Source organism: Pseudomonas quebecensis (assembly GCF_026410085.1).
Taxonomy (GTDB): Bacteria; Pseudomonadota; Gammaproteobacteria; order Pseudomonadales; family Pseudomonadaceae; genus Aquipseudomonas; species Aquipseudomonas quebecensis.
Genome location: NZ_CP112866.1, coordinates 5,311,152 through 5,332,524 on the forward strand (window position 1 = coordinate 5,311,152; position 21,373 = coordinate 5,332,524).

Here is a 21,373-nt window from a genome sequence, read left to right on the forward strand (position 1 = left end):
GGTTACAGGCGCATCGGCATGACAACGTAAGCCGAGTCGTCGTTGTCGGATTCCTGTACCAACGCGCTGCTGTTGGAGTCCGAAAGGATCAAGCGAACTTGTTCGGTGGTCATTACGCCCAGGACATCGAGCAGGTAGCTGACGTTAAAGCCGATTTCCAGCGAGCCACCGTTGTAGTCAACGCCCACTTCTTCTTCCGCTTCTTCCTGCTCCGGGTTATTGGCCTGGATTTTCAGCTGACCATTGGCCAGTTGCAGGCGGATACCACGGTACTTTTCGTTGGAGAGAATAGCCGTACGACTGAATGCTTCACGCAGTGCCTGACGATCGCCCACCACCAACTTGTCACCACCTTTGGGCAGCACGCGCTCGTAGTCCGGGAACTTGCCGTCAACCAGCTTGGAGGTAAAGGTGAATTCGCCGGTGGTGGCGCGAATGTGGTGCTGGCCCAGCACGATGCTGACGTTGCCGTCCGGCTCGGTGAGCAAACGCGCCAGCTCGAGAATACCTTTGCGGGGCACGATAACCTGGTGACGATCAGGCTGGCCGATGTCGGCGCGCATCGAGCACATCGCCAGGCGATGACCGTCGGTTGCGACAGCGCGGATAACGCCTTCGGAGACTTCAAGCAGCATGCCGTTGAGGTAGTAACGCACGTCCTGCTGAGCCATGGCGAAGCTGGTACGCTCGATCAAACGGCGCAGCTTGCTTTGCTCCAGGCTGCAGGTCAGCGAGCCCGGGCCTTCTTCAACAGTCGGGAAATCATTGGCTGGCAGCGTGGACAGGGTAAAGCGGCTACGACCGGCCTTGACCACCAACTTCTGCTCATCGACTTTGATGTCGATCAGCGCATCGTTCGGCAGGCTTTTGCAGATGTCCATCAGCTTGCGTGCCGGAACGGTGATTTCACCGGGTTCGGCAGGTTCTTCCAGCTGCACACGGCCCACCAGCTCGACTTCAAGGTCAGTACCGGTCAGGGACAATTGCTGGCCTTCGACCACCAGCAATACGTTAGAGAGCACCGGCAAGGTCTGGCGGCGCTCGACGACGCCTGCGACCAGTTGCAGGGGTTTCAACAGGGCTTCGCGTTGAATGGTGAAATGCATGGTCTAGTCCCTTGCCTTAATAAGCTGCGCTGGTGTCATCACGTAGTCAGTGTACGCAGCAGGTTCTTGTAGTCCTCGCGAATATCCGCGTCGGATTCCTTAAGTTCATTGATCTTGCGGCATGCGTGCAAAACCGTGGTGTGGTCGCGACCGCCAAATACATCCCCGATTTCCGGCAGACTGTGGTTGGTCAATTCCTTGGAAAGGGCCATTGCCACCTGGCGCGGACGCGCCACAGAGCGCGAGCGGCGCTTGGACAACAGATCGGATATCTTGATCTTGTAGTACTCGGCCACCGTGCGCTGGATGTTATCCACACTCACCAGTTTGTCCTGCAGGGCCAACAGGTCCTTCAAGGATTCGCGAATCAACTCGATGGTAATGTCGCGCCCCATGAAGTGCGAGTGGGCGATCACCCGCTTGAGCGCGCCTTCGAGTTCACGCACGTTGGAGCGAATGCGTTGAGCGATAAAGAACGCAGCGTCGTGAGGAAGATCCACCTTAGCCTGGTCGGCCTTTTTCATCAGGATCGCCACGCGGGTTTCCAGCTCCGGCGGCTCCACCGCAACGGTGAGCCCCCAGCCGAAGCGCGACTTCAAGCGTTCTTCCAGACCTTCGATTTCCTTCGGGTAACGATCACTGGTCAGAATGACCTGCTGGCCACCTTCGAGCAGGGCGTTGAAGGTATGGAAAAACTCCTCCTGCGAACGTTCTTTGCGTGCGAAAAATTGGATGTCATCGATCAGCAAGGCGTCAACGGAGCGATAGAAACGCTTGAACTCGTTGATCGCGTTGAGCTGCAAGGCCTTGACCATGTCGGCCACGAAGCGCTCCGAGTGCAGGTATACAACCTTGGCATTCGGGTTCTTCTTTAATAGATGATTGCCCACTGCATGCATCAAGTGGGTCTTACCCAAGCCAACGCCGCCATAAAGGAAGAGTGGGTTGTAGCCATGCTTGGGGTTATCGGCGACCTGCCAGGCAGCGGCTCGCGCCAACTGGTTGGATTTACCCTCGACGAAATTTTCGAAGGTGAACGTTCGGTTCAGGTAGCTGGTGTGCTTGAGTGCGCCTTCGACCTGCACTGTACGCTGTTCGGCGCGAACCGGAGCCTGCTGGGAACTGGCGCCCGCCATCGGGTCGAAGCTGTCACGCGAAGGCTCTTCTTGCTCTGGCGCATTTTTCTGCGCCGACGATCTGGAGGTTGCCGGCGCTGCTGCAGGAGCCGAGGTCACCGGGGCGGAGGCCGCCTGAGCCTGGGACGCGGCAGCGGCCAAAGGTGCATTGGGTGCCGCGCGAGGCGCAGAGCTGCGTTTGCTGCCTATTAATAAGGAGAGCGCGGGAGCGAGCCCGTTGCCGTGCTCGTCGAGCAATTCAAGAACGCGGCTCAAGTACTTCTCGTTGACCCAGTCCAGAACAAACCGGTTGGGCGCATAGACGCGCAACTCGTCGCCTTCGGCTTCGACCTGTAGCGGACGGATCCAGGTGTTGAATTGCTGGGCAGGCAGCTCATCGCGCAAAAGCTCTACGCACTGCTGCCAAAGTTCCACTGACACGGATATCCCCTAAGTTGAAAGCCGGTGAGGCAAAAACAGCCGCCATTGTAGCGGCCAGCCGCCCACTTATCCACATGTAGGTTGCCCACACACCGGCCAAAATCAATGCCTTAACCTTGAAAAAGCCGACCGGCGGTCTGTGCATAAGCTCTGTGGATAAGCGGCCCTGAGCTCGTTGCACAAGTGGGGTCGAAAGTCTGTGGGTAACCGCGCTGTGGATAACACCCGCTTTCACACACAGCTTATCCGACAGCGCAGCACAGGCAGAGCACCGTTTCTCCCCCGTGTTGTCATTCTCTGTACAGCACGTGAAATATGGGCTGCATCCAGTTATCCACAGATGATCGCCTACCTAGCTTTTATAAGCTTTACAGAAAAGCTTTAAATAACTTCCTTCTTTATTTTTATATCTAGGTCGGCACTGATGGAGGCGCGGGCCAAGCAAAGCACGCTCGCGCTCCTGAAGATCTAATTGAAGGAAAAGCTGGTTGGAAATTGACCTAGAGGCTTGCTTTCTCTAGAATCGCCGGTCTCTTAAAACGGGGGCCATTCCGGCCCGTTGTGGACGAACCAGGTAACAACGCCATGAAACGTACTTTCCAACCCAGCACCATCAAACGCGCCCGTACCCACGGCTTCCGTGCCCGCATGGCCACCAAGAACGGTCGTGCCGTCCTGTCGCGTCGTCGCGCCAAAGGTCGTGCGCGTCTGGCAGTTTGATAATCCGGCACTGGTGGTGAGTCAGGACTTCAGTCGGGAAAAGCGTCTGCTAACCCCCCGGCACTTCAAGGCAGTCTTTGACTCCCCCACCGGCAAGGTTCCGGGGAAAAATCTCCTGCTCCTTGCGCGTAACAACGATCTGGATCACCCCCGTCTCGGGTTGGTGATCGGCAAAAAGAGCGTAAAGCTCTCCGTTGAGCGCAATCGCCTCAAGCGTCTGATGCGCGAATCGTTTCGCCTCCACCAGGACACTCTGGTTGGTTGGGATATTGTTATCGTCGCGCGCAAAGGCTTGGGGGATGTAGAAAACCCCGAATTGATTCAGCATTTCGGCAAGCTCTGGAAACGTCTGGCGCGTACCCACAAGCCAGCACCTCCAGGTAGCCCCGAAACTGTAGGGGTAGACAGCAACGATGCGTAAACTGGCACTCGTTCCGATCCAGTTTTATCGCTATGCCATTAGTCCTCTGATGGCAAACCACTGTCGTTTCTACCCCAGTTGTTCCTGCTACGCGTTAGAAGCCATAGAAAATCATGGTCTTCTGCGCGGTGGCTGGCTGACCTTTCGTCGTTTAGGTCGCTGTCATCCGTGGAATCCCGGTGGTTATGACCCGGTTCCACCTGTCCCTACCTCCCGTTCTTCTTCGATGGCCGAGTAATCATGGATATTAAACGCACGATCCTGATCGTCGCCCTGGCAATCGTGTCCTACGTCATGGTTCTTAAGTGGAACCAGGACTATGGCCAGGCTGCCCTGCCGACTCAGAATGTTGCCGTCAACACTGCACCTGCGGGTCTTCCCGACGCTGCAAGTGGCACAAATGCTGCCGCCAGTGATGACATTCCACGCGCAGCAGGCGAAGCCAAAGCGCCCGCCGAAGTTCCAGTTGCAGCAAGCACCGACCTCATCCAGATCAAAACGGATGTGCTGGACCTGGCGGTCGATCCGCAAGGTGGTGACGTTGCCAAGTTGACGCTGCCGCTTTACCCACGCCGTCAAGACCATCCGGAAATTCCATTCCAGCTGTTCGATAACGGTGGCGAGCGTGTTTATCAGGCCCAAAGCGGTCTGATCGGCGCAAATGGACCTGATGCCAGCCAGTCCGGCCGCCCAGTGTTCTCCTCGGAGAAGAAAAGTTATCAACTGGCTGATGGTCAGGACCAATTGGTCGTAGACCTCAAGTTCAGCAAGGACGGCGTCAATTACATCAAGCGGTTCACGCTCAAGCGTGGCCTGTACGATATCGTCGTTACCTACCTGATCGACAACCAAAGCGCCCAGCCTTGGAATGGTGCGATGTTTGCGCAACTCAAGCGCGACGCCAGCTCCGATCCTTCGTCAAGCACCGCGACGGGTACTGCGACTTACCTGGGCGCCGCCCTGTGGACAAGTTCGGAACCCTACAAAAAAGTGTCCATGAAAGACATGGACAAGGTGAACGAAGACAAGACCAAGCCAGCCATCACGTATAACGTGAACGGCGGCTGGGTTGCCTGGTTGCAGCACTATTTCGTTACCGCGTGGATTCCACAACCAGGCCAGAACAACGTGGTTCTGGCCCGCAAGGACACCAAGGGTAACTACATTATTGGCTACACCGGCCCGTCGTTGACCGTCGCGCCAGGTGCCAAGGCTGAAACCAGCGCTACGCTGTATGCCGGTCCGAAAAGCCAAGCGGTACTCAAAGAGTTGTCCCCAGGTCTGGAGCTGACTGTGGACTACGGCATTCTGTGGTTCATTGCCCAGCCGATTTTCTGGTTGCTGCAACATATCCACAGCATCGTCGGTAACTGGGGCTGGTCGATCATCTTCCTGACCATGCTGATCAAAGGGATCTTCTTCCCTCTGTCGGCCGCCAGCTACAAGTCGATGGCGCGCATGCGTGCGGTGGCGCCGAAGCTGGCTGCGCTGAAAGAGCAACATGGCGATGACCGGCAGAAAATGTCCCAGGCCATGATGGAGCTGTACAAGAAAGAGAAGATCAACCCGCTGGGTGGATGCTTGCCGATTCTGGTGCAGATGCCGGTGTTCCTGTCGCTGTACTGGGTACTCCTGGAAAGCGTGGAAATGCGTCAGGCACCGTTCATGCTGTGGATAACTGACCTGTCGATCAAAGACCCGTTCTTTATCCTGCCGATCATCATGGGCGCGACCATGTTTATCCAGCAGCGCCTGAACCCGACACCTCCGGATCCGATGCAGGCCAAGGTGATGAAAATGATGCCGATCATCTTCACCTTCTTCTTCCTGTGGTTCCCGGCTGGTCTGGTCCTGTACTGGGTGGTCAACAACGTGTTGTCGATTACTCAACAGTGGTACATCACACGTAAAATCGAAGCGGCTACCCAAAAAGCCGCGGCGTAATTACTCTGTGGATAACCACTCAAGACGCCCCCTAGTGGGGCGTTTTGCTTTCCGTCACTTTTGTTCTGGAACCTGTTGATGAGCGCTCCTCGTGAAACCATCGCTGCTGTCGCTACCGCTCAAGGTCGCGGCGGCGTCGGTATCGTTCGAATTTCCGGGCCGCTTGCCGGCGTGGCTGCCAGCGCCATCAGCGGGCGAGATCTTAAGCCGCGATATGCCCATTACGGTCCATTCCTGAACGCCGATAACGAAGTATTGGACGAAGGCCTGGCGCTGTATTTTCCAGGCCCGAATTCGTTTACCGGTGAGGATGTGCTTGAACTGCAAGGCCACGGCGGCCCGGTGGTGCTCGATATGCTGTTACAGCGTTGCCTACAGTTGGGTTGCCGCCTTGCTCGACCGGGGGAATTCAGCGAGCGCGCGTTCTTGAATGACAAGCTCGACCTGGCCCAGGCCGAAGCCATTGCGGATTTGATCGAGGCCAGTTCCGCACAGGCGGCACGCAATGCGTTGCGTTCATTACAGGGCGCTTTTTCCCAGCGTGTGCACAACCTCACAGAGCAACTTATCGGCTTGCGTATCTACGTCGAAGCGGCGATTGATTTCCCGGAAGAGGAAATCGATTTTCTTGCCGATGGGCACGTTTTGGCGATGCTGGACAAAGTTCGAGACGAGTTATCCACAGTCCTGCGTGAAGCGGGACAGGGCGCTTTGCTGCGTGATGGTATGACTGTGGTAATCGCAGGACGTCCCAATGCCGGCAAGTCCAGCCTATTGAACGCCCTCGCGGGGCGTGAAGCCGCCATCGTGACTGAAATCGCAGGGACCACGCGGGATATCCTGCGCGAACATATCCACATCGATGGCATGCCATTGCATGTGGTCGATACCGCTGGCTTGCGCGACACCGATGACCACGTTGAAAAAATTGGCGTTGAGCGAGCACTCAAGGCCATCGGTGAAGCGGACCGGGTGTTGTTGGTGGTGGATGCCACGGCGCCCGAGGCTGCCGATCCTTTCGCTTTATGGCCGGAGTTCCTCGAGCAAAGGCCAGATCCGGCCAATGTCACGTTGATCCGCAACAAGGCCGACCTCACAGGGGAGGCCGTAGCGTTGGAAACCAGTGAGGATGGCCATGTCACCATCAGTCTTAGCGCCAGGTCGGCGGGTGAGGGGCTGGAACTGCTGCGTGATCATCTCAAAGCTTGCATGGGCTACGAGCAGACCTCCGAAAGCAGCTTCAGCGCTCGCCGGCGGCACCTTGAGGCGTTGCGCCATGCCAGCGCGGCTCTTGAGCACGGGCGTGCGCAACTGACCCTGGCGGGGGCGGGAGAGCTGCTGGCCGAGGATCTGCGCCAGGCTCAGCAGCTGCTGGGAGAAATCACGGGCGCCTTCAGCTCGGATGATTTGCTGGGGCGGATTTTTTCAAGCTTCTGTATCGGCAAGTGAAATGTTATCCACAATTGCTCTACCAGTTGTAGGAGAGGGTACCAAGCAAGGTGCGACTTTCCCCCCAGTAGCAACGGCCCGCATCGTTGCAACCCGACACGTATTCTTTATCGAAGAGGTTCTTGGCGTTTAAATCCACGGACCAGTTCTTGTCGATCTGGTAACCGATGGCGGCATCCACCAACGTGACACTCCCTGCGTCCAGCTTGCCGTACAGCGTCGGTGCGGTGTAGGAAAAAGTACTGTCGAAATAGCGCACGCCACCGCCCAGGGATAAGCCTTTGAGACCTCCTTCAAGGAAGCGATATTTGCTCCAAACGGAAGCCTGGTTGCGCGGCACACCGGTCATCTGATGGCCTTCGACCAGTGATGCAGCCGAGTCTTTGGTAATACGCGCATCCGTGTAGGTATAAGCCGCCGTCAGATTCAGATTTGGCGTGAGGTTGCTGTTGACCTCCACCTCCACACCCTTTGCACGGCTTTCGCCCACCTGCCGATAACTATTGGTGGTGGCGTCGAGGTAGGTGTCGTCCTGTTTACGCAGGTCATACACCGACAGTGTCATTGCCGTGTCCCAGCCGATCGGTTCGTATTTAACGCCCACTTCGTATTGGCTGCTGGTGATCGGCTTCAATGGCGAGCCGGCATTCGAGATCTGCTGGACCGGTACAAACGCGGTGGAGTAGCTGACATACGGCGTCAAACCGTTGTCGAACTGGTACATCACCCCGCCCTGATAGGTGAATTTTCGATCTTCTGAGCGAGTATCGCTGGCGGTATTCACCTTGTCGCGAAATTCGCTGTCGACCCAGTCCTGACGACCGCCGAGTAAGAACAGCCAATGGTCGTATTTGCTCTGGACCTGTGCATAAACCCCTTTCATCTGTTGTTCAAGCAAGGTGTTTTGTACGGCGACGGGGGTCAGCGGATCGCGCAGGTACACAGGGTTGAACACATTGATGGTTCCCGCGAAACCCGCATCCCAGTCCTGATTGAACGAGGTGCGGTCATAGCTGGCGCCCAACAGCACGGTATTTTCCAAGTTGCCCATCTGGAATTTGCCTTCCAGCTGGTTATCCAGGGAGTACACCATCGACTTGTTGTAACGGTCGTAGGCCGTCATGTTCAACTGAGTGCCGAAGCCGCGATTATTCAGGGCGCTGGGCCAGGTTTCATGGCGGTCGATGCGCGATTGCATATAGCGTGAGTTCTGGCGGAACTGCCAGTCATCATTAAAGCTGTGGCTGAACTCGTAGCCGGTGCTCCAGCTTTCACGCTCAAAGGTATTCCAGTCCGGATTACCGAGCATTGTGTGCTTGGAGAGCTTGCCGTTGGGGTTTGTGAGCAAGGTGCCTGCAGCCGGCAGGCCGAGTTCCAGGTTGGTGTGGTCCTTCTGGTAATTGGCCAACAGGGTCAGGCTGTTGTAATCGTCGAAGTTAAGCGTCAAGGAAGGCGCGATATAGAGGCGGTCGTCCGGTACATGGTCGGTTTGCGTATCGGACTTGCGGCCCAGCATCACCAGTCTGCCGAGGACGTTATCGTTATCGCTGAGCGGACCCGAGATATCCACACCCAGTTGGCGACGATTATTGGAACCATACCCCAGTTGCACCTCGCCCTGGGGCGTGGCCGTTGGATGTTTGCTCACCAGGTTTACCAGGCCACCAGGAGCGTTCTCGCCATACAGCAGGGAGGAGGGGCCACGGAAAACCTCGACCCGCTCCAAGCCATAGGGTTCGCTGGTGGTGTCGTACCGGTTGCCCTGCACACGCAGGCCATCTCGCAGCAGACCGTAGCCATAATCAGTGGCATTGAAACCGCGGATAAAGAACAGATCGCCTGCCAGACTGTCGCCGGCGGCAAAGGGGGGCGCGAAGATGCCGGGAACATATCCCAGCACTTGCGTCAGACTTTGCGCCTTTTGGTCCTTAATGCGTTGGCCGGTGACCACCGACACCGAGCGCGGTGTTTCCGACAACGGGGTACTGGTCTTGGTGCCGATCCGACTGTTTTGCGCCTTATAGCCTACATCTGCAGCGATATCCTGGTTGAAACCAGTTTGTTGATAAGTACTCACCGTCGTCGCCGCAAGGGTGAGTTGGCCCGCAGGAGCTGCCTGCAATACGTAGCTGCCGGGGGCTTGAACGGAAGCCGTCAACCCTGAGTTTTGCAGCAACAATGCGAATCCCTGATCGATCGAGTAATCGCCTTCAATACCAGGGGTGGTTAGCCGTGCGGTTTGCTCCGGGGAGAAAGATAGGATCACGTTCGCGCTGGCGGCAAACTGGCTCAAAGCCCTGTCCAGCGGACCGGCCGCAATGGAGAAATGCCGCACCGCACTGGCGGCCAAGGCGCCGGTGGCAAATACGGTGCCGGCTGTGGCGGCGGTAGCAATCAGCAGACCGTAGGTCAAGCCGTGGCAGGAAAGTCGCTGGCGTAGCTGGGTGGGAAGGCGCATTGGTGGATAGACCCTGAAGGTATCGTCGTAATTACCTGTAGGGCCGTTCCAGCTAGGAAAAAGATAACCCCTCGTGTGATTTTTTAATCAAACCATCGGTGCTATCGAAACCCAGTAGCGTGTGAAGTATTTCACCTGGATAGGCAAGGTGGCCTGCAGGTTGGCCAACACTGCATCAGTGGCGTCCAGGCGGAACGTACCGGAGACGCGCAGGTGCGCCGAGACCGTGTCGCACTGCAGGACACCGGACCTATAGCGCGCCAATTCGTGGATTACATCCCCAAGCGGTGCATCCAGCACGATTAATTGCCCGTCGACCCAGGCGGCCTGAACGGCAGCATAAGGACGGATCGGACTCACCTTGAGCCGATCAAAGTCGGCGCTTTGGCCCGCATTGAGCAGCAGGCCGGAGTCGGGTTTGTCGGCCGGGGACACCTGTACTCGATCTTCCAATACGCCTACCCGAGTGGAATCGGCCAGCTGGCGCACAGTAAACCGAGTGCCCAACGCCTGGACCCGCCCCTGGCGAGTCTCAACATAAAACGGTGCCTGTGCGCCCAACTTGCCGGTGTGGATAAGCACCTCACCCTCGCGTAGGCGAATCAAGCGTTGCCGTTCGTCGACTATCACGTCAATCGCCGAGCGGGTATTGAGTTCGATTCGGGTGCCATCGGCCAATTGGATATGTTGCCGTCCACCAACCGGTGTGCGGTAGTCGGCCCACACTGTTCCAACGCGGCTATGTTGTTGGATGTTCCAGCCGAGATAGCCACTACCGCCAAGAACCAGCAGCCATTTGAGTACTTGCCGACGTTGCTGGGTGGTTGATAGCGCACGGCGAGTGACGTCCTGGGGCAGCGCACCCAGGCTGCGTTGCAGATGTTCCAGCTGATTCCATGCAACCAGATGGGAAGGATCGCGGTTCAGCCATTGCTGCCAGGCATGACGTTCGGCGGGGGTGGGAGCTTGGGACTGAAATTGCACATACCAAGTGGCGGCGGCTTCAAAGGTTTCGCGATCGGGAGCGGCCATCAGCTGCTGGCCAGGATCAATGAACATTCGGTAAACGCCCGGATCATGTGTTTCTTCACCGTGGTCAGCGAAACCTGTAATTGATCGGCGATCTGTTGATAAGTCAGCCCCTCGAACTGAGACAGCATGAAGATCCTTCGCGCGCGCGCCCCGAGTCCATGCAGGGCTTTATCCACAGCCGTCAGGGTTTCGATGATGATCGCCCTGTCCTCTTCACTGACAACAGTGGGTTCAGGGCGCTCGGCCAAAGCCTCCTTATAGGCCTGTTCGATGGTATGGCGGCGATAACGATCAATCACCAGACCCCTGGCGATCGTGGCCAGGTAATCCCGCGGTTCGAGGATCTGGGAGGCATGTCGTCCACCTAAAATACGCACGAACGTATCGTGGGCAACATCGGCTGCATCGCAGGCGTTATGCAATTTACCTTTGAGCCACCCCTGTAACCACGTGTGGTGTTCCTCGTAGATGTTCTGAACAGCTGCCGTATGAGTAGGAGGGGACATAGGGGCGCAGTGGGCAGGTTAATGATAATCGCTATTATTAACTGCGGCGAGGGTGTCCCACAATAGGTCTTTCATTGAAGTGGTCTGCATCGGATCCGAAGGTAACCGAGGCTTTCTCGTGGGCTGAATTCAGGATGAATGAAGAAAAAAGCCGGGTTAAGCCCTGTGGGTAAGCCGCTCTGTGCCCGGTTGATAACAGGGCTTAAAAAGTCATGATAAACTCATCTGTGGATAAGTGATGGTTTAATCCACAGGCTTAAATCAGTTACCCACCGCGCTCATCGGCACATGACCACAGACTTTTGAAACGCTGTACACAACGTATTTAGAGGGTTTGAGCAATCTATCCACAGAAATGGTGCTCAGTAGAAATAAACATAAAAACAAAGATTTAATAAATTTCTCTCTTTTAATTTCTATTGTCTGTGATTCATCCACAGCTGGTTAAATTTTGTGCAAAGGGTTCTTTAGGAAGGGCTAAGTCCCTATACTTGCCGCCAAAGCTGCAAAACTCTTTCAACAGACAATTCCTGATTACCTACATAAGCAGGCACGAGGTGCGTGGTGGATTTCCCTTCCCGTTTTGAAGTGATCGTCATCGGCGGCGGTCATGCCGGTACCGAGGCAGCACTGGCGTCAGCACGCATGGGCGTCAAAACCCTGTTGCTCACGCATAACGTGGAAACCCTCGGTGCGATGAGTTGCAACCCTGCCATCGGTGGCATCGGCAAAAGCCACCTGGTCAAGGAAATTGACGCCCTCGGCGGCGCGATGGCCATGGCCACCGATAAAGGGGGTATTCAATTTCGCGTGCTCAACAGCCGCAAAGGCCCGGCCGTGCGTGCGACTCGCGCACAGGCCGACCGCATCCTGTACAAGGCCGCAGTACGCGAAACCTTGGAAAACCAGCCGAACCTGTGGATATTTCAGCAGGCTGCGGATGACCTGATTGTCGAGCAGGACCAGGTCCGCGGTGTCGTCACCCAGATGGGTCTGCGTTTCTTCGCGCAATCCGTCGTGTTGACCACCGGTACGTTCCTCGGGGGACTTATCCACATCGGCATGCAGAACTATTCGGGTGGCCGCGCGGGTGATCCACCCTCAATTGCTCTGGCCAAACGCCTGCGTGAATTGCCGCTGCGTGTCGGCCGCTTGAAAACCGGAACGCCACCGCGTATCGACGGACGTTCCGTGGATTTCTCGGTGATGACCGAACAAGCGGGCGACACGCCGATTCCAGTGATGTCGTTCATGGGTTCCAAGGAGCAGCACCCGAAACAGGTCAGCTGCTGGATTACCCACACCAACGCCCGTACTCACGAGATCATCGCGGCGAACCTCGACCGTTCACCGATGTATTCCGGCGTGATCGAAGGCATTGGCCCACGCTACTGCCCGTCGATCGAAGACAAGATCCACCGTTTTGCCGACAAGGAAAGCCATCAGGTCTTTATCGAGCCCGAAGGCCTGACGACCCACGAGTTGTACCCGAACGGGATTTCCACCTCGCTGCCGTTCGATGTGCAAATTCAGATCGTGCAATCGATTCGCGGCATGGAAAACGCACACATCGTGCGGCCGGGTTACGCCATCGAATATGACTACTTCGACCCGCGCGACTTGAAATACAGCCTCGAAACCAAAGTAATCGGCGGTTTGTTCTTCGCCGGGCAAATCAACGGCACCACCGGTTACGAAGAAGCCGGCGCCCAAGGTTTGCTGGCCGGGGCGAACGCGGCACTGCGTGCACAAGGCAAAGACAGCTGGTGCCCGCGTCGCGATGAGGCTTACATCGGTGTATTGGTCGACGACCTGATTACCCTGGGCACCCAGGAACCGTACCGGATGTTTACCTCCCGAGCGGAATACCGTTTGATCCTGCGCGAAGACAATGCCGATCTGCGCCTGACCGAAAAAGGTCGCGAGCTCGGCCTGGTCGACGATGCGCGCTGGGCCGCCTTCTGCAAAAAACGCGAAAGCATCGCGCTGGAAGAGCAGCGCCTGAAAAGTACCTGGGTTCGTCCGGGCACCGAGCAGGGCGACGCGATTGCGGAAAAATTCGGAACGCCGTTGACCCACGAGTACAACCTGCTGAACCTGCTGTCCCGCCCGGAAATCGACTACGCTGGCCTGGTCGAAGTGACAGGCCATGGTGCAGAAGATCCACAGGTCGCCGAGCAGGTCGAAATCAAGACCAAGTACGCCGGCTACATTGATCGCCAGCAGGACGAAATCGCTCGCCTGCGCGCCAGTGAAGACACCAGGCTGCCTGTGGATATCGATTACACCGGCATCTCCGGGCTGTCGAAAGAAATTCAAAGCAAGCTGGGGATAACTCGCCCCGAGACCCTGGGCCAGGCTTCACGCATCCCCGGCGTCACCCCGGCAGCGATCTCGCTGTTGATGATTCATTTGAAAAAACGCGGCGCGGGCCGTCAGTTGGAGCAAAGCGCTTGAGTTCGTTGGTTACCTTGCAACACGCCGAAGAGTTATCCACAGGAGCGCGCCAATTGGGCGTGGACTTGACCGAAGCCCAGCACGAGTTGCTGCTGGGTTATCTGGCCCTGTTGATCAAATGGAACAAGGCTTACAACCTCACCGCAGTCCGTGATCCCGACGAAATGGTCTCGCGTCATTTGCTCGACAGCTTGAGTGTCATGCCGTTTATAAAAAACGGTCGCTGGCTCGACGTGGGCAGTGGCGGCGGCATGCCGGGCATTCCCCTGGCTATCCTGTTTCCGGAGTCACAGGTCACGTGTCTGGACAGTAACGGCAAGAAGACGCGCTTTCTGACCCAGGTCAAACTCGAACTCAAGCTGGAAAACCTGCAGGTTATCCACAGCCGCGTTGAAGCCTTCACGCCAGAGCTGCCCTTCAACGGAATTGTCTCCCGGGCGTTCAGTAGCATGGAGAACTTCAGTAACTGGACCCGCCACCTGGGCGACCACGACACCCGCTGGCTGGCAATGAAGGGCGTCCATCCAAGCGATGAGCTGTTAGCATTGCCGGCAGACTTCCACCTCGATAGCGAACACGCCTTGGCCGTACCCGGTTGCCAAGGCCAACGCCATCTGCTGATACTGCGCCGCACGGCATGATTGGGAACACAAGCAAGAATGGCTAAGGTATTCGCGATAGCGAACCAGAAAGGTGGCGTGGGCAAAACCACCACCTGCATCAACCTCGCAGCATCCCTGGTGGCCACCAAGCGCCGGGTGCTGTTGATCGATCTTGATCCACAGGGCAACGCCACCATGGGCAGCGGTGTGGATAAACACGGCCTGGAAAACTCGGTCTATGACTTGCTGATCGGTGAGTGCGACCTGGCCCAGGCCATGCACTACTCCGAACACGGCGGTTATCAACTGCTGCCGGCCAACCGCGACCTGACCGCGGCGGAAGTGGTGCTGCTGGAAATGCAGATGAAAGAAAGCCGTCTGCGCAGCGCCCTGGCACCGATCCGCGAGAATTACGATTACATTCTGATCGACTGCCCGCCCTCGCTGTCGATGCTGACGCTCAACGCCCTGGTCGCCGCCGACGGGGTCATTATTCCCATGCAGTGCGAATATTTTGCATTGGAAGGTTTGAGCGATCTTGTGGATAACATCAAGCGGATTGCCGAGTTGCTCAACCCGAACCTGCAAGTCGAGGGTCTGCTGCGAACCATGTACGATCCGCGCCTGAGCCTGATGAACGATGTTTCGGCCCAGCTCAAGGAACATTTCGGCGATCAGCTTTACGACACGGTGATCCCGCGCAACATCCGCTTGGCCGAAGCACCGAGCTACGGCATGCCGGCCCTGGCTTACGACAAATCGTCGCGTGGTGCCATTGCTTACCTGGCACTGGCCGGCGAGATGGTCCGTCGCCAACGCCGCAATTCACGCACCGCTGCTGCCCAGCCAACTTAAGGAATCCCCATGGCCGTCAAGAAACGAGGTCTAGGACGTGGACTGGATGCACTGTTGAGTGGTCCGACCGTCACGTCGCTTGAAGAACAGGCGGTGCAGGCCGACGAGCGCGAGTTGCAGCACCTGCCCCTGGACCTGATCCAGCGCGGTAAATACCAGCCGCGCCGGGACATGGATCCCCAGGCGCTGGAAGAACTGGCCAATTCGATCAAGGCCCAGGGCGTGATGCAGCCCATCGTGGTCCGCCCGATCGGTGGTGGGCGCTTTGAAATCATCGCCGGCGAGCGCCGCTGGCGTGCAAGCCAACAGGCGGGCAAGGAAACCATCCCGGCAATGGTCCGCGATGTGCCCGACGAAACCGCGATCGCCATGGCCTTGATCGAGAATATCCAGCGTGAAGACCTCAACCCCATCGAAGAAGCGATTGCGTTGCAGCGTTTGCAGCAGGAATTCCAGCTGACCCAGCAACAGGTGGCCGAGGCGGTAGGTAAATCCCGCGTAACCGTCTCCAACCTGCTGCGCCTGATCGCGCTGCCGGAAGTCATCAAGACCATGTTGTCCCATGGCGACCTGGAAATGGGCCATGCCCGTGCATTGCTAGGTTTGCCGGAAAATCAACAGGTTGAAGGGGCGCGACACGTTGTCGCACGGGGGCTCACCGTTCGTCAGACCGAGGCCTTGGTTCGGCAGTGGCTCAGCGGTAAACCTGCACCGGTTGAAACGGCCAAACCTGATCCGGATATCGCGCGTCTCGAGCAGCGCCTGGCCGAGCGCCTGGGCTCTGCGGTGCAAATTCGCCACGGTAAGAAGGGCAAAGGCCAACTGGTCATCGGATATAACTCCCTCGATGAGCTTCAAGGCGTCCTTGCCCACATTCGCTGAAACATTTGCTTATGTAGCGCGTGATCGGAAATCACTACCCGACAGTTGAATAGGGGCTGAACCGCCCCTATACTCTGCGCGCATTTTGTCGGCACAAATTATGCCAAGTTATTGATCTCCGGCAGCCGACCATTGAGGAGCAAGAGTGATGGAAACCCGCACGCCAAACACGTTGCCGTTCCATCGCTTGGCCGTTTTCCCGGTTTTATTGGCTCAATTTGTCATCCTGCTGATCGCCGCATTGGCGCTTTGGTATTGGCATGGAGTCGTAGCCGGATATTCAGGACTCTGCGGAGGCCTGATAGCCTTGCTGCCCAATATGTATTTTGCTCACAGGGCCTTTCGGTTTTCCGGCGCCCGAGCAGCCCAGGCCATCGTCCGGTCTTTTTATGCCGGCGAGGCGGGGAAACTGATTTTGACGGCAGTGCTGTTTGCACTGACCTTTGCAGGTGTGAAGCCATTGGCGCCGCTGGCTGTATTCGGTGTCTTCGTGTTGACCCAACTGGTCAGCTGGTTCGCTCCCCTGCTAATGAAAACAAGACTTTCGAAACCTTAGGGCGTTTGAGGCAACCATGGCAGAAACAACCGCTTCGGGCTATATCCAGCACCACTTGCAGAACCTGACCTTCGGTCAGCTTCCCAACGGCGGCTGGGGCTTCGCCCACACCGCAGCAGAAGCCAAAGAAATGGGCTTCTGGGCTTTCCACCTGGATACTCTGGGCTGGTCGGTCGCATTGGGTCTGATCTTCGTCCTCATTTTCCGCATGGCGGCGAAGAAGGCGACTTCCGGTCAACCGGGTGCTCTGCAGAACTTCGTTGAAGTATTGGTCGAATTCGTCGATGGCAGCGTGAAAGACAGCTTCCATGGCCGTAGCCCGGTGATCGCACCGCTGGCGCTGACCATCTTCGTCTGGGTGTTCCTGATGAACGCCGTCGACCTGATCCCGGTCGACTGGATTCCTCAACTGGCCATCCTGATCTCCGGCGATCACCACATTCCATTCCGTGCGGTCTCCACCACGGACCCTAACGCCACCCTGGGCATGGCCCTGTCGGTGTTCGCGTTGATCATTTTCTACAGCATCAAGGTCAAGGGCATCGGCGGTTTCATCGGCGAACTGACCCTGCACCCATTCGGCAGCAAGAACATTTTCGTTCAGGCCCTGCTGATTCCGGTGAACTTCCTGCTGGAATTCGTCACCCTGGTCGCCAAGCCTATTTCCCTGGCCCTGCGACTGTTCGGCAACATGTATGCCGGCGAACTGGTGTTCATCCTGATCGCTGTGATGTTCGGCAGCGGCCTGCTCTGGCTTAGCGGCCTGGGCGTTGTTCTGCAGTGGGCGTGGGCTGTGTTCCACATCCTGATCATTACCCTGCAGGCCTTCATCTTCATGATGCTGACCATCGTCTACCTGTCGATGGCGCACGAAGAGAACCATTAAGACCGGTCTCGACCAGTCTGATGTCCTTCCCGGTGAAACGGGAAGGTGGCCCACCAGGGCTGATGAAACGATTTGTTTTACCGCTTTAAAATCTAAAAAACCTAAACCATACGACGTAAAAGTCGGGAGGAAAGATGGAAACTGTAGTTGGTCTAACCGCTATCGCTGTTGCACTGTTGATCGGCCTGGGCGCCCTGGGTACTGCCATTGGTTTCGGCCTGCTGGGCGGCAAGTTCCTGGAAGGCGCAGCGCGTCAGCCAGAAATGGTTCCAATGCTGCAAGTTAAAATGTTCATCGTCGCCGGCCTGCTCGACGCCGTGACCATGATCGGCGTTGGTATCGCTCTGTTCTTCACCTTCGCGAACCCCTTCGTTGGTCAACTCGCTGGCTGATCACTCGATTTCGAGTGATTGGGGTGTTGGACAACGAATGAGCGAGGTGTTGGCGTGAACATTAATGCAACCCTGATTGGCCAATCCGTTGCGTTCTTCATTTTTGTAGTGTTTTGCATGAAGTTCGTGTGGCCTCCGGTCATCGCGGCTTTGCACGAACGTCAGAAGAAGATCGCGGACGGCTTGGACGCTGCCAGCCGTGCAGCTCGCGACCTGGAGTTGGCCCAAGAGAAAGTGGGTCATCAACTGCGCGAAGCTAAAGCACAGGCAGCTGAGATCATTGAGCAAGCCAAGAAACGCGGTAACCAGATCGTCGAAGAGGCTGTTGAAAAAGCCCGCGTCGAAGCTGACCGTGTGAAGGCTTCGGCTCATGCCGAGATCGAACAGGAACTGAACGGCGTCAAAGACGCGCTGCGTGCCCAACTGGGTGCTCTGGCGGTCGGCGGTGCTGAGAAGATCCTTGGTGCCACAATCGATCAAAACGCGCACGCGGAGCTGGTTAACAAACTGGCTGCTGAAATTTAAGCGAGGGCGATCATGGCAGAACTGACCACGTTGGCCCGACCTTACGCTAAGGCAGCCTTCGAGCACGCCCAGGCCCACCAGCAGCTGGCCTCTTGGTCAGCCATGCTCGGCCTGGCTGCAGCCGTGTCGCAGGACGACACCATGCAGCGCGTGCTCAAGGCCCCGCGCCTGACGAGCGCAGACAAGGCCGCCACTTTTATTGAAGTGTGCGGCGACAAGTTCGATGTGAAAGTGCAGAACTTCATCAATGTCGTTGCCGAAAACGACCGACTCCCGCTTCTGCCGGAGATCGCCGCGCTGTTCGACCTGTACAAGGCCGACGCAGAGAAATCGGTAGACGTTGAAGTGACCAGTGCTTTCGCATTGAACCAAGAACAGCAAGACAAACTCGCCAAGGTTCTCAGTGCACGACTCAATCGGGAAGTGCGCCTGCAAGCTTCGGAGGACGCATCCCTGATTGGTGGTGTTGTTATCCGTGCCGGCGACCTGGTTATCGATGGCTCGATTCGCGGCAAAATCGCGAAACTTGCCGAAGCATTGAAATCTTGAGTTTGAAGGGGCAGCAGAGCAATGCAGCAACTCAATCCTTCCGAAATAAGTGAAATTATCAAGGGCCGCATCGACAAGCTCGATGTGACCTCCCAAGCCCGTAACGAAGGCACTGTCGTCAGCGTATCTGACGGCATCGTGCGGATTCACGGTCTGGCCGACGTTATGTACGGCGAGATGATCGAGTTTCCGGGCGGCGTCTACGGTATGGCCCTCAACCTGGAGCAAGACTCCGTAGGTGCCGTTGTATTGGGCGCGTACACCAGTCTGGCTGAAGGCATGAGCGCCAAGTGCACTGGCCGCATCCTGGAGGTTCCGGTTGGTAAGGAACTGCTGGGCCGCGTAGTCGACGCACTGGGTAACCCTGTTGACGGCAAAGGTCCACTGGGCAACACCGAGACCGACGCGGTCGAGAAAGTTGCTCCGGGCGTGATCTGGCGTAAGTCGGTAGACCAGCCTGTACAGACTGGCTACAAGGCTGTCGATGCCATGATTCCTGTCGGCCGTGGCCAGCGTGAGCTGATCATCGGTGACCGTCAGATCGGTAAAACCGCTCTGGCCATCGACGCAATCATCAACCAGAAGAACAGCGGAATTTTCTGCGTCTACGTAGCCATCGGTCAGAAGCAATCGACCATCGCCAACGTGGTTCGCAAGCTGGAAGAAAACGGCGCCCTGGCCAACACGATCATCGTGGCTGCCAGTGCTTCGGAATCTCCTGCGCTGCAATTCCTGGCACCGTACTCCGGTTGCACCATGGGTGAATTCTTCCGCGACCGCGGTGAAGACGCGCTGATCGTTTACGACGATCTGTCCAAGCAGGCCGTGGCTTACCGCCAGATCTCCCTGCTGCTGCGCCGTCCACCAGGCCGTGAAGCTTACCCAGGCGACGTGTTCTATCTCCACTCCCGTCTGCTGGAGCGCGCATCCCGCGTTTCGGAAGAGTACGTAGAGAAGTTCACCAACGGCGCAGTGACCGGCAAAACCGGTTCCCTGACCGCACTGCCGATCATCGAAACCCAGGCTGGCGACGTTTCCGCGTTCGTTCCGACCAACGTGATTTCCATCACCGACGGTCAGATCTTCCTGGAATCGGCCATGTTCAACTCAGGCATCCGCCCTGCAGTGAACGCCGGTGTTTCGGTATCCCGTGTGGGTGGTGCCGCTCAGACCAAGATCATCAAGAAGCTCTCCGGCGGTATCCGTACCGCTCTGGCTCAGTACCGTGAACTGGCGGCATTCGCCCAGTTCGCTTCTGACCTGGACGAAGCGACCCGTAAGCAACTTGAGCATGGTCAGCGCGTTACCGAGCTGATGAAGCAGAAGCAATACGCCCCAATGTCGATCGCTGACATGGCGTTGTCGCTGTATGCCGCTGAGCGTGGGTTCCTGACCGACGTTGAAATCGCCAAGGTCGGCAGCTTTGAACAAGCGCTGATTGCTTACTTCAACCGCGATCACGCCGATTTGATGGCGAAGATCAACGTGAAGGGTGACTTCAATGACGATATCGACGCTGGCATGAAAGCCGGTATCGAGAAGTTCAAGGCCACCCAAACCTGGTAAGCCGCAGCGGGAGCCGCAAGGCTCCCGCTTGCTAACCTGATAGGTGTTACATGGCAGGCGCAAAAGAGATTCGCAGTAAGATTGCGAGCATCAAAAGCACGCAAAAAATTACCAGCGCCATGGAAAAAGTGGCGGTCAGCAAAATGCGCAAGGCACAAATGCGCATGGCTGCTAGCCGTCCTTATGCGGAGCGTATCCGCCAGGTAATTGGGCATCTGGCCAACGCCAACCCGGAATACCGCCACCCCTTCATGATCGAACGCGCCGTTAAGCGTGTGGGTTATGTGGTTGTGAGCAGTGACCGTGGTTTGTGCGGTGGTTTGAATACCAACCTGTTCAAGGCCCTGGTCAAGGACATGGCGGTAAACCGCGAAAACGGCGTCGAGATCGATCTGTGTGTTGTTGGTAGCAAGGGTGCGGCCTTTTTCCGCAACTTCGGCGGTAACGTCGTTGCAGCTATCAGCCACCTGGGTGAAGAGCCGTCGATCAATGATTTGATCGGCAGTGTGAAGGTGATGCTGGATGCGTACCTGGAAGGCCGGATTGACCGCCTGTCCGTGGTATCCAACAAGTTCATCAACACCATGACCCAGCACCCGACCGTGGAGCAATTGATTCCACTGGTGGCGACCCCGGATCAGGAACTCAAGCACCACTGGGACTACCTCTACGAACCAGACGCCAAAGAGCTGCTTGATGGCTTGATGGTGCGCTACGTGGAGTCGCAGGTGTACCAGGCGGTGGTCGAGAACAACGCAGCTGAACAAGCGGCGCGGATGATCGCGATGAAAAACGCTACCGATAACGCCGGTGATCTGATCAGCGATTTGCAGCTGATCTACAACAAGGCGCGTCAGGCTGCGATCACCCAAGAGATCTCGGAAATCGTCGGCGGCGCTGCCGCGGTTTAA

Annotated in this window: 21 protein-coding genes; 16 read left to right on the forward strand and 5 right to left on the reverse strand. The window is 57.0% G+C overall.

Annotated elements, in window-relative coordinates; genetic code table 11:
* Positions 1-2: 2 nt before the first annotated feature.
* Both dnaN and dnaA read right to left on the reverse strand, forming a co-directional pair.
* Entirely contained in the window at positions 3-1,106 is a 1,104-nt protein-coding gene (dnaN, locus tag OSC50_RS24600) for a DNA polymerase III subunit beta (protein WP_266245197.1), read from the reverse strand.
* A gap of 38 nt (positions 1,107-1,144) precedes the next feature.
* On the reverse strand, positions 1,145-2,662 hold the full coding sequence (dnaA, locus tag OSC50_RS24605) for a chromosomal replication initiator protein DnaA (protein WP_181077548.1): 1,518 nt from the start codon (positions 2,660-2,662) through the stop codon (positions 1,145-1,147).
* 585 nt (positions 2,663-3,247) lie between these two features.
* Here dnaA and rpmH point away from each other — a divergent pair.
* The 5 genes from rpmH (at position 3,248) to mnmE (ending at position 7,196) form a co-directional block, all read left to right on the forward strand.
* Positions 3,248-3,382, forward strand: coding sequence for a 50S ribosomal protein L34 (gene rpmH / locus OSC50_RS24610; protein ID WP_003213577.1), 135 nt, complete (start codon positions 3,248-3,250; stop codon positions 3,380-3,382).
* A 16-nt stretch (positions 3,383-3,398) separates the two neighbouring features.
* The gene (gene rnpA / locus OSC50_RS24615; protein WP_253511954.1) at positions 3,399-3,803 is read left to right on the forward strand and encodes a ribonuclease P protein component; all 405 of its coding nucleotides are present in this window, start codon (positions 3,399-3,401) and stop codon (positions 3,801-3,803) included.
* The gene (gene yidD / locus OSC50_RS24620; protein WP_080758814.1) at positions 3,796-4,041 is read left to right on the forward strand and encodes a membrane protein insertion efficiency factor YidD; all 246 of its coding nucleotides are present in this window, start codon (positions 3,796-3,798) and stop codon (positions 4,039-4,041) included. Before rnpA ends, yidD begins: the two co-directional genes overlap by 8 nt.
* 2 nt (positions 4,042-4,043) lie before the next feature.
* Entirely contained in the window at positions 4,044-5,747 is a 1,704-nt protein-coding gene (gene yidC / locus OSC50_RS24625) for a membrane protein insertase YidC (protein ID WP_181077551.1), read from the forward strand.
* Positions 5,748-5,825: 78 nt separating this feature from the next.
* Positions 5,826-7,196 carry a tRNA uridine-5-carboxymethylaminomethyl(34) synthesis GTPase MnmE gene (gene mnmE / locus OSC50_RS24630; RefSeq protein WP_181077553.1) on the forward strand — a complete coding sequence of 457 codons (1,371 nt, stop codon included), beginning with the start codon at positions 5,826-5,828 and terminating at the stop codon, positions 7,194-7,196.
* A gap of 19 nt (positions 7,197-7,215) precedes the next feature.
* On the opposite strand, the gene OSC50_RS24635 is transcribed toward mnmE, so the two are convergent.
* The 3 genes from OSC50_RS24635 to OSC50_RS24645 all read right to left on the reverse strand — a co-directional run bounded on the left by OSC50_RS24635 (position 7,216) and on the right by OSC50_RS24645 (position 11,192).
* Positions 7,216-9,654, reverse strand: coding sequence for a TonB-dependent siderophore receptor (locus OSC50_RS24635; protein WP_266245191.1), 2,439 nt, complete (start codon positions 9,652-9,654; stop codon positions 7,216-7,218).
* 87 nt (positions 9,655-9,741) lie between these two features.
* A complete protein-coding gene (locus OSC50_RS24640) occupies positions 9,742-10,686 on the reverse strand; it encodes a FecR domain-containing protein (RefSeq protein WP_266247441.1) in 945 nt (314 codons plus the stop codon).
* Positions 10,686-11,192 (reverse strand): sigma-70 family RNA polymerase sigma factor, encoded by a 507-nt coding sequence (locus OSC50_RS24645; RefSeq protein WP_181077556.1) that lies wholly within the window; start codon positions 11,190-11,192, stop codon positions 10,686-10,688. Before OSC50_RS24645 ends, OSC50_RS24640 begins: the two co-directional genes overlap by 1 nt.
* A 564-nt stretch (positions 11,193-11,756) precedes the next feature.
* Here OSC50_RS24645 and mnmG point away from each other — a divergent pair.
* From mnmG to atpG, 11 genes are all read left to right on the forward strand, one after another.
* Entirely contained in the window at positions 11,757-13,649 is a 1,893-nt protein-coding gene (mnmG, locus tag OSC50_RS24650; RefSeq protein WP_181077558.1) for a tRNA uridine-5-carboxymethylaminomethyl(34) synthesis enzyme MnmG, read from the forward strand.
* Positions 13,646-14,290 (forward strand): 16S rRNA (guanine(527)-N(7))-methyltransferase RsmG, encoded by a 645-nt coding sequence (rsmG, locus tag OSC50_RS24655; protein WP_253509842.1) that lies wholly within the window; start codon positions 13,646-13,648, stop codon positions 14,288-14,290. The genes mnmG and rsmG overlap by 4 nt, the downstream gene beginning before the upstream one ends.
* Before the next feature lie 18 nt (positions 14,291-14,308).
* Positions 14,309-15,106: a ParA family protein gene (locus OSC50_RS24660; protein WP_181077561.1), complete on the forward strand. Its 798-nt coding sequence runs from the start codon at positions 14,309-14,311 to the stop codon at positions 15,104-15,106.
* Between the two features lie 9 nt (positions 15,107-15,115).
* Positions 15,116-15,988 (forward strand): ParB/RepB/Spo0J family partition protein, encoded by an 873-nt coding sequence (locus OSC50_RS24665; protein WP_016970690.1) that lies wholly within the window; start codon positions 15,116-15,118, stop codon positions 15,986-15,988.
* A gap of 148 nt (positions 15,989-16,136) precedes the next feature.
* A complete protein-coding gene (locus OSC50_RS24670) occupies positions 16,137-16,544 on the forward strand; it encodes a F0F1 ATP synthase subunit I (protein WP_010565865.1) in 408 nt (135 codons plus the stop codon).
* 16 nt (positions 16,545-16,560) lie between these two features.
* The gene (atpB, locus tag OSC50_RS24675) at positions 16,561-17,430 is read left to right on the forward strand and encodes a F0F1 ATP synthase subunit A (protein WP_034101609.1); all 870 of its coding nucleotides are present in this window, start codon (positions 16,561-16,563) and stop codon (positions 17,428-17,430) included.
* 134 nt (positions 17,431-17,564) lie between these two features.
* Positions 17,565-17,822 carry a F0F1 ATP synthase subunit C gene (gene atpE, locus OSC50_RS24680; protein ID WP_002555987.1) on the forward strand — a complete coding sequence of 86 codons (258 nt, stop codon included), beginning with the start codon at positions 17,565-17,567 and terminating at the stop codon, positions 17,820-17,822.
* A gap of 54 nt (positions 17,823-17,876) precedes the next feature.
* Positions 17,877-18,347: a F0F1 ATP synthase subunit B gene (locus OSC50_RS24685; protein WP_003177066.1), complete on the forward strand. Its 471-nt coding sequence runs from the start codon at positions 17,877-17,879 to the stop codon at positions 18,345-18,347.
* A gap of 12 nt (positions 18,348-18,359) precedes the next feature.
* A complete protein-coding gene (locus OSC50_RS24690; protein ID WP_253509841.1) occupies positions 18,360-18,896 on the forward strand; it encodes a F0F1 ATP synthase subunit delta in 537 nt (178 codons plus the stop codon).
* A 21-nt stretch (positions 18,897-18,917) separates the two neighbouring features.
* Entirely contained in the window at positions 18,918-20,462 is a 1,545-nt protein-coding gene (gene atpA / locus OSC50_RS24695; protein WP_034101605.1) for a F0F1 ATP synthase subunit alpha, read from the forward strand.
* Between the two features lie 50 nt (positions 20,463-20,512).
* On the forward strand, positions 20,513-21,373 hold the full coding sequence (gene atpG, locus OSC50_RS24700) for a F0F1 ATP synthase subunit gamma (protein WP_266245186.1): 861 nt from the start codon (positions 20,513-20,515) through the stop codon (positions 21,371-21,373).